This is a genomic window from Bradyrhizobium sp. CCBAU 11361, assembly GCF_028128935.1.
Taxonomy (GTDB): domain Bacteria; phylum Pseudomonadota; class Alphaproteobacteria; order Rhizobiales; family Xanthobacteraceae; genus Bradyrhizobium; species Bradyrhizobium niftali.
In genome coordinates this window covers 194,041-209,955 of the sequence record NZ_LBJZ01000198.1, presented here as the reverse complement: position 1 = coordinate 209,955, position 15,915 = coordinate 194,041, and the positions used below count along the sequence as shown (strand labels likewise).

Annotated in this window: 8 protein-coding genes; 6 read left to right on the top strand and 2 right to left on the bottom strand. The window is 65.1% G+C overall.

All coding sequences use genetic code 11. The annotated features are described in order from the left end of the window. Position 1 precedes the first annotated feature (1 nt). Positions 2-679 (top strand): phytanoyl-CoA dioxygenase family protein, encoded by a 678-nt coding sequence (locus XI08_RS40800; protein ID WP_271578773.1) that lies wholly within the window; start codon positions 2-4, stop codon positions 677-679. A gap of 17 nt (positions 680-696) precedes the next feature. Here the strand turns inward: XI08_RS40800 and XI08_RS40795 are convergent, their stop codons facing one another. Together XI08_RS40795 and malQ are read right to left on the bottom strand one after the other, a co-directional pair. Beyond that, on the bottom strand, positions 697-2,499 hold the full coding sequence (locus tag XI08_RS40795) for a glycoside hydrolase family 15 protein (RefSeq protein WP_271578772.1): 1,803 nt from the start codon (positions 2,497-2,499) through the stop codon (positions 697-699). A 30-nt stretch (positions 2,500-2,529) separates the two neighbouring features. Further along, on the bottom strand, positions 2,530-4,491 hold the full coding sequence (gene malQ / locus XI08_RS40790; protein WP_271578771.1) for a 4-alpha-glucanotransferase: 1,962 nt from the start codon (positions 4,489-4,491) through the stop codon (positions 2,530-2,532). A gap of 204 nt (positions 4,492-4,695) precedes the next feature. On the opposite strand from malQ, the gene XI08_RS40785 reads away from it, so the two are divergent. The 5 genes from XI08_RS40785 to treZ are packed head-to-tail and all read left to right on the top strand — an operon-like array spanning position 4,696 to position 15,915. After that, positions 4,696-6,642, top strand: coding sequence for a maltotransferase domain-containing protein (locus XI08_RS40785; protein WP_271578770.1), 1,947 nt, complete (start codon positions 4,696-4,698; stop codon positions 6,640-6,642). Between the two features lie 12 nt (positions 6,643-6,654). Then, a complete protein-coding gene (gene treS, locus XI08_RS40780) occupies positions 6,655-9,945 on the top strand; it encodes a maltose alpha-D-glucosyltransferase (RefSeq protein ID WP_271578769.1) in 3,291 nt (1,096 codons plus the stop codon). Further along, the gene (glgB, locus tag XI08_RS40775; protein WP_271578768.1) at positions 9,938-12,085 is read left to right on the top strand and encodes a 1,4-alpha-glucan branching protein GlgB; all 2,148 of its coding nucleotides are present in this window, start codon (positions 9,938-9,940) and stop codon (positions 12,083-12,085) included. The genes treS and glgB overlap by 8 nt, the downstream gene beginning before the upstream one ends. Positions 12,086-12,088: 3 nt before the next feature. After that, positions 12,089-14,167: a glycogen debranching protein GlgX gene (gene glgX / locus XI08_RS40770; RefSeq protein ID WP_271578767.1), complete on the top strand. Its 2,079-nt coding sequence runs from the start codon at positions 12,089-12,091 to the stop codon at positions 14,165-14,167. Next, the gene (gene treZ, locus XI08_RS40765) at positions 14,164-15,915 is read left to right on the top strand and encodes a malto-oligosyltrehalose trehalohydrolase (protein WP_271578766.1); all 1,752 of its coding nucleotides are present in this window, start codon (positions 14,164-14,166) and stop codon (positions 15,913-15,915) included. Before glgX ends, treZ begins: the two co-directional genes overlap by 4 nt.

Below are 15,915 nucleotides of genomic sequence, written 5' to 3'. Positions count from 1 at the left end.
CTTGGGACTTGAACAGCTAACTCTGGAGCATGATGGCGCGCAGCTGTTCCGGCAAGCGCTGACTTCTGACAAGTTGCATGAGCTCAAGGCAATCCTGTCCCATCTGCCGCCCGATCACGCCGGACTGAGACTGAGAGGCGTCGAGGGGCTCGCGCCCTTCCTTGCCGCGAGTGGACCTATCGGAAGCTGTGCCGCATCAGTGCTCGGAGAAGCCTGTCATCCAGTCAGAGCCATTTTGTTCGACAAGACGGCCGCGACGAACTGGTCTCTGGGTTGGCATCAGGATCGCACGATTGCCGTGAAGGGAAGTGTCGCCGTTGAAGGCTTCGAGACCTGGAGCGTCAAGGGCGGCATGCAGCATGTCGAGCCGCCCTTTGCTTTGCTTTCGCGCATGGTGACCCTGCGGGTTCACATCGATCCGGTCCCGGCAAGTAACGCGCCGCTGTTGATTGCGCCCGGGTCGCATAAGCTTGGGCGGATTCCCGAGGAGGACGTGCGAGACGTCGTCCAGCGTTGCGGCACTGCCGCATGCCTGGCGAAGGCCGGCGACGTCTGGCTCTATTCGACGCCGATTCTCCATGCGTCGGATGCCGCGACCGCTCCGATGCATCGCCGTGTCCTGCAAGCGGACTTTGCCGTCGGAGAACTCCCCGGCGGCCTGGAATGGCTCGGAGTCTAGCACCTAGGCAGCCGTCACTACTTCGACCGCTGTACCGCCGGCTTCTCGCTCTCCTGCCTTGCCGCCGACAGGTTGTGCGCGGTGTTGACCAGCGCGATGTGGGTCAGCGCCTGCGGGAAATTGCCGGTCTGGCGGCCCGCCACGGAGTCGTATTCCTCGGCCAATAGGCCGACGTCGTTGGCAAGGGCGGCCACGCGGTCGAACAGTGCCTGCGCCTTGTCGAGATTGCCCGACAGCACATGTGCATCGGCCAGCCACAGGCTGCAGGCGAGGAACGCGCCCTCGATCGGCTGCTTTTCCTCGGACATTTCGCGCGGATCGTGCCGCAGCACGAAGCCGTCGCGCATCATGTGCTTTTCGACGGCCGCGATGGTGCCGCGGATGCGCGGGTCTTCCGCCGGCAGGAAGCCGACCGCCGGCAGCAGCAGCACGCTGGCGTCGAGAAGCTTTGAGCCGTAGGATTCGACGAAGGCATTTTCCTCCGCGCCGAAGCCCTTGTTGCAGACGTCGCGATGAATGGCGTCGCGCAGCGCGCGCCAATGCAGCAGCGGCGCCCTGAAACCAAAGGTCTCGGCGCTCTTGATGCCGCGGTCGAAGGCGACCCAGGTCATCACCTTGGAGAAGACGTAGTGCCTCGGCTCGCCGCGCCGTTCCCAGATGCCGTTGTCGGGACGGTCCCAGACCTCGGCGAGATGGTTGAGCACGGCGCATTCCAGCGCCCAACTCTCGTCATCGAGCTTCAGCTTCGCCATGCGCGACTGGTGGAAGGCGTCGATCAGCTCGCCGTAGACGTCGAGCTGGAGCTCTGCATGCGCGGCATTGCCGGCGCGCACCGGCTTGGCGCCCTCATAGCCGTCGAGCCAGCCCGCCTCCCATTCCAGGAGCCGGCGCTGGCCCCAGATGCCGTACATGATCTGCATGTTCGCCGGCGAGCCGGCGGCGGCGCGCAAGAGCCAATTGTGCCAGGCCAGGGCTTCCTCGGTGTAGCCCGAGTTCATCAGCGCCAGCAGCGTGAAAGTGGCATCGCGCAGCCAGCAGAAGCGGTAGTCCCAGTTCCTGCTGCCGCCGAGCTTCTCGGGGAGCGAGGTCGTGGGCGCCGCGACGATGCCGCCGGTCGGGTCGAAGGTCAGCGCCTTCAGCGTGATCAGCGAGCGCATGATGAGATCGTGATACTCGCCGTCCCGCGTGCAGCGGCTGCACCAGTCCTGCCAGAATTTTTCGGTCTCCTGGAGCGCGATCTCCGGGTCGATCGGCGCGGGCGGGTCGAGGTGCGAGGGGCCGTAGGTCAGCACGAACGGCACGGTCTCGCCGGCCTTCACCTCGAATTCGGCGACCGTCGTCAGGTCCTCGCCCCGGGTCTCGACCGGCGTGCGCAGCACGGTCATGTCCTGGCCGGCGACCGCCAGCAGCGAACCATCCTTGCAACGGCGCACCCAGGGAATATCGACGCCGAAGCCGAAGCGGATCACGAGCTCCATCCGCAGCTTCACCGTGCCGCTGACCCCGCGCACCAGCCGCACGACGTCGGACGCCTTGCCGCGCGGCGGCATGAAGTCGATCAAGGCGACAATGCCGCTCCTGGTCTCAAACCGCGTCTCGAGGATGAGAGTGTTGCCGAGGTAGCGGCGCGATGTGCGGGTCGCGTCCTCGCCCGGCGTGATCAGCCAGCGGCCGTTCTTGCGCGTGCCGAGGATCGCGGCAAGGCAGGCATCGGAGTCGAACGCGGGCCAGCACAACCAGTCGATCGAGCCGTTGCGCCCCACCAGCGCAGCGGTCTCGCAATCGCCGATCAGCGCATAGTCCTCGATCCTCTGAGACAATGTTTCCGAGCCCGAGAAAATTCCGGCGCGTCAACTCCCGCCGGACAGTGAACGTTCCCGCGTCGCAGCCTTCAAAGCCGCAAGATTAACCTTGGCGGCGATCTTGTCGAGCGTAACCGGGAGGCGCTGGCGCCAATTCGGGTGTTCGTCGATCGTGCCGGGGATGTTTGGCTGGTCGATCACACCCAAGAGATCCTCCATGGACACCGCGAGCAGCCGCGAGGGCGTGCGCGACAGGAAGGCGAGCACCGAATAGAGATCGTTGGCGTTGATGCCGTTCTGGCGCAGGATCTCGTCGAGCCTGCCGAGCGCATCCCAGCGCGCCTGGTCGTTTTCGCCGGGATCGAGCCCGAGCGACAGCTTCATCTTGAGATCGCTGAAGGAGCGCCAACCCGCATAGGTGCAGAGGTCGTGCGTGTTCAGCGTCACCAGCGCGTTCGGCCGGTAATAGTCGATGTTGCGGAAGTGGCCGGCATCGTCGCGCTCGAACATCATGACGAGGTAGGACCAGATGCCGAAATCCTGCATGGTCTCGCGGAAACCTTCCGGCACCGTGCCAAGGTCCTCGCCGATCACGATGCATTTATGGGCCGCGCTCTCGCGCGCGACCGCGCCCAGCAGCGCCTCGAACGGCATCTGCACATAGGCGCCGTTGTCGGGCTTGAAGCCGCGCGGCACGAGATAGAGCCGCTTCAGCCCGAGCACGTGATCGATCCGGATGGCGCCGGCATGACGCATCGAGGCCGCCAGCATGTCGGCGAATGGCACGAAGGATTGCGCCTCCAAGCCGCCGGCGTTGAAGCCGGCAAGGCCCCAGTCCTGGCCGACGGTGTTGAGCACGTCCGGCGGCGCGCCGACCGCGAGATGGCGCGAAATCGCCGTCTGCTCGTTCCAGGCATCGAAGCCGTTGGACTGCACGCCGACGGCAACGTCGAGATAGAGCCCGACCCGCATGCCGAGCTGGCTGGCCAGCTCCTTGGCCGCATGCAATTGGCTATCGGCGGTCCACTGTACGAATTCGACGAACTCGACCTCGCGCTTGTCAGGCCCGTTGCGCAGCTCGGCGCATTTTGTCGCGTCCGGCTGCCGCCACTCGGGCGGCCATTCCCACCACGGCCCGGTGAAGCGATGCCGCAGCACCTCGAAGCAGGCAAAACGGGACAACAGCGGCGCGCGATCCGCGCGGAAGGCGTCGAACTGGTTGCGGCGGACACCGCTCGCGCTCGTCACGAAGCTGTTGAAGGCAGCGCGCAAGGCCAGCCATTTCAGCGCCGCCATATCCGCATATGGCACACGGTCGCCTTCGCGCAGCCGCGCGGCGGTCGCAGCCGCGTCGGGGACGAGGTCCGGGGAATATTCCGGGATCGCCTCGACGTCGATGTAGAGCGGATTGAGAAACAGCCGGCTGTTCGGCGAATAGGGGCTGCAATCGGCCGGGTGGTCGTCGAACAACACGTGCAGCGGATTGAGGCCGACGCCGTCGGCCCCCAGCTGTTTTGCGAGCCGGACGAGATCGGCGAGGTCGGTGAAATCGCCGATGCCCCAGTTGCGGTCCGACCGGACGCTGTAGAGCTGCACGGCGAGCACCCAGCCGCGGTCGAAATCGCCGCCGAAGGCGCGCTCGGGCGCCACGATCATCGGCACCTCTTCGGTCACGCCTTCGGCATCGGTCAGCGTCAAGCGGTGATAGCCGAGCGGCAGGCCGTCGGGCCAGGCGATGACAGGCTCGCGCGTCTCGCCTCGCGCGATCACATTGCCGTTGCCGGCGATCTTCCATTGCAGCGGCGGCGCGCCGATGGCCGCCAACTCCGTCCGCGGATGTCCCAGGGCGCGAACCACAACGGGCCCGCTGACGAAGCGATAGACCCGCTTCTCAGGCAGGGCGTCGAGGATGGATTTGAGAGCCACGGGATCGGTGACCCGCAGCTTTCCGAGGGCGTCGACGAATTCGGACTGAACACCCTTGATCTGGGCTTGAGCTAAAAGATCCATTCGGCACGCAGCTTGCAGGCCATTGTTTGGCCGGGGGCGGGGATTTTAACGAGGTGGCGGAAGACGTTAGTCAGGGGTAACTCACGAACCGGGCCTGCCGTTCCCAGGGGGAACTAATGACACACAAGCGGCTTTCTATATAGGTATCAAGCGTAGGTTCCCGGCAAGGGAAACGGGCCCTGCTTTCTTGTCAATGGCATCACCGTGAACAAGACAATTCAAACTGTCGAAAGTGCCGCAGCCGGCAGCGCTTTCCTCATCGAAGACGTCTATCCCTTGATCGACGGCGGCCGCTTCGCCGTGAAGCGGATCGCGGGCGAGCGCGTCGAGGTGTGGGCCGACATCTACCGCGATGGCGAGGCCGTGATCGGCGCTGCGCTGATCTGGCGTCGCGAGCAGGACCGGGAATGGCGGAGCGAGCCGATGATCCATCACGGCAATGACCGGTGGTCCGGCGCGTTCACGCCCGTCGAGCCCGGCCAATATGTCTACGCGATCGAAGCCTGGACCGACGAGTTCGCGACCTGGTCTCACGCGGTCGCGCGCAAGCAACTGTCCGGCGCCGATGTCAGCCTCGACGCCATCGAGGGCGCCGGGCTCCTGACCAAGGCGCATGGCGCGCCGCAAGACGCCGCGGCGGTGATCGTCAGACAATGCGAGGACTATCTTCAGACCGGCGATGTCACCCCGCTGCTTTCAACCGAGCTCGGCAACGCCATGGCCGAGAGCCAGTTGCGGCCCGACCTCACCCGCTCGCCGCCCTTCCCGCTGATCGCCGACCGCGACAAGGCGCGCTTTGGCGCCTGGTATCAGATGATGCCGCGCAGCCAGAGCCGGATCGCCGGCCGGCACGGCACGCTGCGCGACTGCATCGCGCGCGTGCCCGATATCGCCGCGATGGGCTTTGACGTGCTCTACTTCACGCCGGTCCACCCGATCGGGCATAACAGGCGCAAGGGCCGCAACAATTCACCGGTCGCCACCGAGGGCGAACCCGGCTCGCCCTATGCGATCGGCGCCGCCGAGGGCGGACACGACGCGCTGCATCCCGAGCTCGGCACCATCGAGGATTTCCGCGCGCTGGTCGCGACCTGCCTCGAATACGGCCTCGAGCTTGCGCTCGACTTCGCCGTGCAATGCTCGCCGGACCATCCCTGGCTGAGGCAGCATCCGGAATGGTTCAAATGGCGGCCCGACCGTTCGGTACGGACGGCGGATGACCCCTATTCGGACATCGTCATCCCCGATTTCGCCTCGGTCGACCGGGCCGGGCTGTGGAACGCGTTCCGCGACGCCATGCTGTTCTGGATCGACCATGGTGTCACCATGTTCGCCATCGACAATCACGATACCGCGCCGCTTCCGTTCTGGGAGTGGCTGATCCGCGATATCCGCCGCCGACATCCCGAGGTGATCCTGTTTTCCAAGACGTTTGCACGGCCGAAACTGATGAAAGGCCTCGCCAAGCTCGGCTTCGCGCAGTCCTTCACCTATTTCCCCTGGCGCACCTCGAGGTGGGAGCTGGAGCAATATCTCGGCGAGCTGACGCGTTATCCCAAACGCGACTTCTATCGCCCGAACCTGTTCGTGAACACGCCCGACCTGCTGCCCTATCATCTGCAGAGCGGCGAAGCCTGGGCCTTCAAGTCACGGCTCGCGCTGGCCGCGACGCTGTCGGGCAATTACGGAATCTATAGCGGCTTCGAATTGCTCGAGCACGAAGCCGTCCCCGGCCATGAGGAATATCTCGATTCCGAGAAGTACCAGATCAAGCAGCGCGACTGGGACAAGCCCGGCAACATCAAGCCTTACATCACCGGGCTCAACCGCATCCGCAACGACAATGCGGCGCTCCAGCAGACGGCGAACTTGCGGTTTCTCGGCATCGAGGACGGCGAGACAATCGCCTTCGTCAAGGAAGCGACCGACCCGGCCAACACCGTCGTTGCCGCCATCGCACTCTCGCGCCATGCGCGCGAATTCTGGTTGCCGCTCGGCGACCTCACCATCGACGTCGGCGGCGAGCGCCGCCACGTCACCGCCCTCGAAAATCTCCTCACCGGCGAACAGTCCCGCATCGAATGGGGCGGGATCAGGTTGCGTATCGATCCCGACCGCGATCCGGCATTGCTGTTCCGCTGCCTGGCGTAAAGGCTGAGCGCCATGAATGTTCTGTCTTCCGTCGACACCAAGAAGATTGAGGCTGCCGAGGTCGTGGATGAGCTCTGGTACAAGGACGCCATCATCTACCAGCTCCACGTCAAGGCGTTTGCCGACAGCAACAATGACGGCATCGGCGACTTCGCCGGCCTGACCGAGAAGCTGCCCTATCTCCAGGAGCTCGGCGTCACCGCGCTGTGGCTGCTGCCGTTCTATCCTTCGCCCGGGCGCGACGACGGCTACGACATCGCGGACTACGGCTCGGTCAATCCCGATTTCGGAACGATGAAGGACTTCAAGCGCTTCATCCAGGAAGCGCAGAAGCGCGGCTTGCGCGTCATCACCGAGCTCGTCGTCAACCACACCTCGGACCAGCACAAATGGTTCAAGCGCGCGCGCCGCAGCCATCCTGGCTCGAGCGCCCGCAACTGGTATGTCTGGAGCGACACCGACCAGAAATACCAGGGCACGCGCATCATCTTCACCGACACGGAAAAGTCGAACTGGACCTGGGATCACGAGGCCGGAGCGTTCTACTGGCACCGCTTCTTCTCACACCAGCCGGACCTCAATTTCGACAATCCGCGCGTGGTCAGCGCCCTCATCCAGGTGATGAAGCGCTGGCTGGACGCCGGCGTCGACGGCTTCCGGCTGGATGCCATTCCATATCTCTGCGAGCGCGAGGGCACCTCGAACGAGAACCTCCCGGAGACGCATGCAATCATCAAGCGTCTGCGCCAGGAGCTGGATTCCTACTCCAAGGGCAAGCTGCTGCTGGCCGAGGCCAATCAATGGCCGGAGGACGTGCAGGAATATTTCGGTCGTGGCGACGAGTGCCACATGGCCTACCACTTCCCGCTGATGCCGCGCATCTACATGGCGATCGCGCAGGAGGACCGCTTCCCGATCACCGACATCCTGCGCCAGACGCCGGACATTCCGGCAAGCTGCCAATGGGCGCTGTTCCTGCGCAACCACGACGAGCTGACGCTGGAAATGGTCACCGACGTCGAGCGCGACTATCTCTGGACCACCTACGCCAACGATCCGCGCGCCCGCATCAATGTCGGCATCCGCCGGCGCCTCGCGCCGCTGATGGACAACGACCGCCGCAAGATCGAGCTGATGAACTCGCTCCTGCTGTCGTTCCCCGGCACGCCGATCATCTATTACGGCGACGAGATCGGCATGGGCGACAACATCTATCTCGGCGACCGCAACGGCGTGCGCACGCCGATGCAGTGGAGCCCGGACCGCAACGGCGGATTCTCGCGCTGCGACCCGGCCCGTCTCTACGCGCCGTTGATCATGGATCCGGTCTACGGCTATGAATCGGTGAACGTGGAGGCGCAGTCGCGCAGCCTGTCGTCGCTGCTCAGCGCCACCAAGCGGCTGATCTCGGTGCGCAAATCGACGCTCGCCTTCGGCCGCGGCACCATGACCTTCATCCGCCCCGCCAACCGCGCCGTGCTGGCCTATGTCCGGCAATATGGCGACGAGGTGATCCTCTGCGTTGCCAACCTCTCGCGGGCGGCGCAGGCGACCGAGCTCGACCTGACGCCGTGGAAGGACCGCGTCCCGCAGGAGATGCTCGGCCGCACCCGCTTCCCGGCGATCGGCGAGCTGCCCTACATGATCACGCTGGGGCCGTACGGCTTCTACTGGTTCCAGCTCATGGAGCGCGACAAGTCCGAGCCGGTGACGTCGCGCGCGGTGCCGGAGTTCGAGACGCTGGTCGTACCGGTGAATTCGAACTGGGTTTCTCTCGCCCGCGAGCGCGGCGTGTTCGAACGCGACGTGCTGCCGGGATTCTTGTCACGGACGCGGTGGTATCCCGAGCACAATCCCAAGCAAATCAAGACCGCGCTGACCTCGGCGGTGCCGTTCTGCGACATCGGTGACAACCGGCCCTGGATCGCGTTCTTCGAGACCAAGGAGGACGTGGCGACACGCTACGTGATGCCGTTACAGATCGAGTGGGTGCGCTTCGACCGCGAGCGCTTCAATCCGAGGGCGCTCGCCGCCGTGCGCCAGGGTGCGCGCGAAGGCACGCTGCTCGACGTCGCGACCGACCAGATCTTCATTGGCCTGTTCCTGCGCAACCTGTCGCAGAACCTGGTGGTGGAAGAGAACAATCTGCGGCTCGAGTTCAAGGCGACCAGCCGGTTCGCCGATTACACCATCAAGGAGCCCGGACGCATCCGCGCGATCGAGCAGGCGAACAGCACCGCGCTGGTCGACAACCAATACGTCGCCAAGATCTATCGCCAGCTCGAAGGAGGCACCAATCCCGAGATCGAGATCGGCCGCTACCTCACCGAGACCGCCCGCTTTGCCAATACGCCGGCGCTGCTCGGCAGCGTCGAGCTGGTCGAGGGCGATCAGCGCAGCGCACTCGGCGTGCTGCACGCCTATGTCGAGAACCAGGGCGACGGCTGGGCGGTGACCACCGGCTATCTCGACCGCTATATCGATGAGCAGCGCGTCTGGTCGGCGGGCGAGGCGCCGCGCGAGACCCAGGAGCAGGCGCCCTACCTGCACTTCATCGCGCAGATCGGCCGGCGCCTCGCCGAGCTGCATGTCGCGCTGGCTGCGGCAACGCCCGATGAACTCGCTCCGGAGCCGATCGGCTCCGCCCACGTCAAACACTGGGTCTCCGACCTCAAGGCACGCGCCGAGCGGGTTTTCGAGCGACTGGCCGACAGCCGCGACGGCCTGCGGGAAGCGGACCGGCCGCTGATCGACCAGCTCACGGCGGTGCGCTCGAGCCTGCCGGACCGCCTGAATGCTCTCTTGCCATCCGACATCGACGGGTTGAACATCCGTCATCATGGCGACTTCCGGCTCGGGCAAATTCTGATCGTGAAGGACGATATTTTCATCATCGACTTCGACGGCGATCCGCGTCTGCCGGTGGCCGACAGGCGGCGCAAGGCGCCGGCCGCCCGCGACGTCGCCGGCCTGATCCGCTCGATCCATCTTTCGGTTAACGCGGCGCTTGGCCGAGCCCTTTCAGGAGGTACCGACGAGCAGAGCCGGCTTGTGGCCGCGCTCGCCGAATGGCGCGTGCGCGCCACCACGACCTTCCTGTCCGCCTATCGCGAGGCCGTGACCGATCGGCGATTGTGGCCGGAAGCTCCGCAGTCCGCGGAAGGCCTGTTAAGGTTTTTCCTGCTTGATCAAGCGTTCGACGAAGTAGAGTACGAGCTGTCCCACCGGCCTGAGGGGCTCCATGCGCCGCTGACCGGACTGCTTCGCATTCTGTCCAATGCCGAGAGCGAAGCCCATGCCTAAACTGCCAGCCGAGGCCTACGCGATCATCGAGGGCCGCCACGCCGACCCCTTCCACTATCTCGGGCTGCATCCCGAGGGCGGCAAGAGCGTGGTGCGCGCCTTTCTGCCCGAGGCCTCCAATGTCGAGGCGGTCGGCGAGCACGGCGAGGTCGCCCGGCTCGACCGCGTCCACGACGCAGGCCTGTTCGTCGGCGCCTTGCCGAACGGCTCGAAGCACTACCAGCTGCGCGCCAAATTCGGCGACGACGTCGTCGAGTTCGAGGACGCCTACCGCTTTCCGCCGATCCTGACCGATTTCGACCTCTATCTGCTCGGCGAAGGCACCCATCAACGCCTCTACGACAAGCTCGGCGCGCATCCGATGCGGCTCGAAGGCATCGACGGCATCGGCTTCGTCGTGCTGGCGCCGAATGCGCGTCGCGTGTCGGTGGTCGGCGACTTCAATTTCTGGGACGGTCGGCGCCATCCCATGCGGGTGCGCGGTGCCGGCTATTGGGAATTGTTCATTCCGCATGCGAAGAACGGCGATCACTACAAGTTCGAGGTCATCGGCCCGCATGGCCATCTGCTGCCGCTGAAATCCGATCCGCTGGCGTTTGCGAGCGAGGTGCGGCCGAAGACGGCCTCCATCGTGTTCGACGAGGCGCACCTGCCGCGGCCGCGCCCGGCGCCTGATGGCGTCAATGCGCTGTCGGCGCCGATGTCGATCTACGAGGTCCATCTCGGCTCGTGGCGGCGCAAGGGCGATAATGAATGGCTCACCTACCGTGAGCTGGCCGAGCAGCTGCCGGCCTATGCCCGCGACATGGGCTTCACCCATCTCGAATTCCTCCCCGTCAGCGAGCACCCGTTCGACGGCTCCTGGGGTTATCAGCCGACCGGCCTCTATGCGCCGACCAGCCGGTTCGGCACGCCGGAGGATTTTGCCGCGCTGGTCGACGCCTGCCATCGCGAAGGCGTCGCCGTGCTGCTCGACTGGGTGCCCGGTCACTTCCCGGACGATCCGCACGGGCTCGGCAGCTTCGACGGCACCTCGCTCTACGAGCACGCCAACCCGCTCCAGGGCCGGCACCTCGACTGGGGCACGCTGATCTACAATTACGGCCGCACCGAAGTGACGAACTTCCTGGTGTCGAACGCACTGTTCTGGCTGGAGCGCTACGCGATCGACGGCCTGCGTGTCGATGCCGTGGCGTCCATGCTCTATCTCGACTACAGCCGTCCGCCCGGCGCCTGGATTCCGAACCAGTATGGCGGACGGGAGAACATCGAGGCGATCGATTTCCTGCGCCGCTTCAACACCGAACTGTTCGCCCGCTTTCCGCAGGCGACCACGGCGGCAGAAGAATCCACGGCGTGGCCGCAGGTCTCGCGCCCGGTCGAATTCGGCGGGCTCGGCTTCGGCTACAAGTGGAACATGGGCTGGATGCACGACACGCTGAACTACATCAGCAAGGATCCCATTCACCGCAAGCATCATCACGGTGAGATCCTGTTCGGCCTGCACTACGCCTTCTCGGAAAACTTCATCCTGCCGCTGTCGCATGACGAGGTCGTGCACGGCAAGCGCTCGATCCTCGGCCGCATGCCCGGCGACGAATGGCAGCGCTTTGCGAATCTGCGCGCCTATTACAGCTTCATGTTCGGCCATCCCGGCAAGAAGCTGCTGTTCATGGGCGCCGAGATCGCGCAAAGCGGCGAATGGAATCACGACCAGTCGCTCGACTGGCACCTGCTCGAATACAAGTATCATTCCGGCATCCAGGCGCTGATCCGCGATCTCAACCGGCTCTATCGCGCGGTGCCGGCGCTGCATCAGATGGACTGCGACCAGGCCGGTTTCGAATGGCTGATCACCGATGACGCCAACCGCAACGTGTTCGCCTGGCTGCGCAAGGGGATCGACGCGCACGCGCGCTGTCTGGTGATCGTCAACTTCTCCCCCAACGTCTATCGCAACTATCGCGTTCGCGTGCCCTTTGCCGGCAAGTGGAAAGAGGTATTCAACTCGGACTCCGCCCATTATGGCGGCAGCAATGTCGGGAACATCGGCGAGGTTCATGCCGTTGACGGCAAGACGCCCGAGCTCCGCCTCACCATCCCGCCGCTCGCCGCGATCTTCCTCGTTCCGGAAAGCTGACCGATGCGCCTGACTGCTGGATCGCCCGCACGCCTCGGCGCAAGCTGGGACGGACGCGGCACCAACTTCGCGCTGTTCTCGGCCAACGCACAGAAGGTCGAGCTCTGCCTGTTCGACACGCAGGGCCGACGCGAGCTCGAGCGCATCGAATTGCCGGAAAGGACCGAGGACGTCTGGCACGGTTATCTCAACGACGTCTCGCCCGGCCAGCTCTACGGCTATCGCGTGCACGGCCCCTACGAGCCCGAGCACGGCCACCGCTTCAACGCCAACAAGCTGCTGCTCGATCCCTATGCCAAGCGGCTCGCCGGACGGCTGGTCTGGAGCGATGCGCATTTCGCCTACCGCACCGGCAGCCCGCGCGAGGACCTGTCCTTCGACCGGCGCGACAATGCGCGCGGCATGCCCAAGGCCGTCGTGGTCGACGAGACCTTCAACTGGGGCCGGCGCGAGATCCGCCCCAACATCGCCTGGGAAGACACGATCATCTATGAGGCCCACGTCAAGGGCCTGACGCAGAAGCGCGACGACGTTCCGCCGAATTTGCGCGGCACCTATGGCGGCCTGTCCTCGCCGGCGATGATCGAGCATCTGAAGAAGCTTGGCGTCACCACGGTCGAGCTGCTGCCGATCCACAGTTTCGTCGACGACCGCATATTGGTGGAGAAGAAGCTCGCCAATTACTGGGGCTACAACACGCTGTCCTTCTTCGCGCCCGAGCCGCGCTACGCCCAGGACAACGCACTCGATTCCTTCCGCACCACGGTCGCGCGCCTGCACGATGCCGGCATCGAGGTGATGCTCGACGTCGTCTACAACCACACCGCCGAAGGCAATCACCTCGGCCCGACGCTGTGCTATCGCGGCATCGACAACGCCTCCTATTACTGGCTGAACCGCGAGAACCCGCGCTATTACGACGATTTCACCGGCTGCGGCTCGTCGGTGAACCTCACCCATCCGCGCGTGCTGCAGATGGTGATGGATTCCCTGCGCTACTGGGTCGAGGTCTGTCATGTCGACGGCTTCCGCTTCGACCTCGCCACGACGCTCGCGCGCGGGCCGAACGGATTTGATCGCGGCAGCTCGCTCTTGACCGCGATCCGGCAGGATCCGGTGCTGGCCGCCGTCAAGCTCGTCGCCGAGCCGTGGGACCTCGGCCTCGGCGGCTACCAGGTCGGCGCGTTTCCCTCGCAATGGTCGGAGTGGAATGACCGCTATCGCAGCGCCATGCGCCGCTACTGGAGCGGCGAAGGCAGCCTGATCGGCGACATCTCCAGCCGCATGACGGCATCATCCGACCTGTTCAACCACGACGGCCGGCGGCCGCGCGCCAGCATCAACCACATCACCGTGCATGACGGTTTCACGCTGGCCGACCTCTTCAGCTACAACGAGAAGCACAACGAGGCCAATGGCGAGGACAATCGCGACGGCTCCAACGACAACCACAGCAACAATTGCGGTGTCGAAGGGCCGACCGACGATCCCGCGATTCTCGGCTTGCGCCGCCAGCTTCGCAAGAACGTGCTGGCCTGCCTGATGCTGGCGCAGGGCGTTCCCCTGCTTCTCGCCGGCGACGAGGTCGGCAATTCGCAGTCCGGCAACAACAACGCCTATTGCCAGGACAACGAGGTCGGATGGGTCGGCTGGGGCAATCTCGGCAAGGACGGCGACGACATGGTCGATTTCGTCGCCGATCTCGCCGACATCCGCCGCCGCTTCTCGCAGCTTCGCAGCCATCGCTGGCTCGACGGCCGGCCCAAGGACGGCCTCTCCTACGGCGCATTGTGGCTGACGCCTGCCGGGGAAGAGATGACGGAGAACGACTGGAAATTCCCGGAAGGGCGGTTCCTCTCCTATGTGATGGGGCCGATGGAACCGGGCGGGGCCGCGATCTTTATCGTACTGAACGCCGCCCCCGAAGAAATCGCATTCAAATTGCCCAAGATGACCGAATACAAGAGCTGGCAGCAGATCCTCAACACGACCAATGCCAAGCTGAACACGATCGACTTCCCGCCAGGGAGCGACAGCAAGGCGCCGCCGCGCTCCGTGCTCGCCTTCGCGGGGGCGCCATGAGGCCATCCTTCGGCGCGAGGCCGACGAAGGACGGCGTGTCGTTCCGCCTGTGGGCTCCCGGCGCACGTCGCGTCGATCTCCTGCTCGACCGAAGGCACGCGATGCAGCGCCGGCAGGACGGCTGGTATGTGGCCGAGATCGCCGGCCTGACCGCCGGCAGTCCCTACAAATTCAGGATCGACGACGAGATCGACGTGCCCGATCCGGCCTCCGCCTTCCAGCCCGAGGACGTGTTCGGCCCGAGCGAGGTGATCGATCATGACGCCTTCGCCTGGCGCGCGCGCGACTGGCGTGGCCGTCCATGGGAAGAGACGGTGTTGATCGAGAGCCATGTCGGCACCTTCACGCGGGAGGGTACCTACCGCGCCATGATCGACAGGCTCGATCATCTCACAGCAACCGGCATCACGGCGCTTGAACTGATGCCGCTGGCCGATTTCGCCGGCCGCCGTGGCTGGGGCTATGACGGCGTGTTGTGGTATGCGCCCGACAGCGCCTATGGCCGTCCCGAGGACCTGAAGACGCTGATCGACGAGGCGCATCTGCGCGGGCTGATGGTGTTCCTCGACGTCGTCTACAATCATTTCGGCCCCGAAGGGAATTACCTCGGCCGCTATGCGCCGAGCTTCTTCACCGACGCGCACACGCCCTGGGGCAGCGCCATCGACTATCGCGTGCCGCAGGCGCGAGCCTTTGCGGTCGAGAATGCGCTGTCCTGGCTCAGCGACTATCGTTTCGACGGCCTGCGGCTCGATGCCGCCAACCACATCATGGCAATGCCCGGCGAGCAGTCGATGCTGCAAGACCTCAGCGTCGCCGCCGGCGAGCTTGCCAAGGCCACGGGACGGCACATCCATCTCGTGCTGGAGAACGGCGACAACCGCGCCAGCCTGCTCGACGCCGCGCAGGAGCCGCCGAACGGCAAATATCGCGCGCAGTGGAACGACGACTATCACCACGTCTGGCATGTGATGCTGACCGGCGAGCTCGCCGGTTATTACGCCGACTACCAGACGCCGCGCATGGATCTCGCACGCGCGCTCGCCTCGGGCTTCGTCTACCAGGGCGAGATCTCGGAGTTCTGGGGCAAGAAGCCGCGCGGCGAGCCGAGCCGCGAGCTGCCGCCGGCGACCTTCGTCAACTTCCTGCAAAACCACGACCAGATCGGCAACCGTCCGCTCGGCGACCGGCTCGAAAGCCTGGCATCACCGCGGCAGATCGAAGCCGCGCTCGCGGTCACGCTGCTGGCGCCGATGGTGCCGATGCTGTTTCAGGGCGAGGAATGGGGCTCGAAGGTCCCCTTCCCGTTCTTCTGCGACTTCCAGGGCGGGCTGGCCGACGCCGTGCGCAAAGGACGCAGGCAGGAATATGCCTGGGCTTATGAGAAATACGGCGACGAGGTGCCCGACCCGCTCGATCCGGCAACGCCATTGTCGGCCGTGCTCGATTGGAGCGGCCGCACGCCTGAGCAGGACGCACGACTTGCGCTGGTCCGTGACCTGCTCGCGCTCCGCCGCAAGGAGATCATGCCGCGACTGAAAGGCGCGAGCTTCGGCGACGCCGAGGCGGCCGACAGCGGCCTGCTCCGTGCGCATTGGCGCATGGGTGACGGCACGACGTTGCGTCTCGTCGCCAATCTCTCGGATCACGAGATCATTGCCACTGACAGCGCGGGCACGCCGATCTGGGGCGGCGCGGCCGGCGATCGGCTTCCGCCCTGGTCGGTGGTCTGGCGCCTCGGAGGTTGA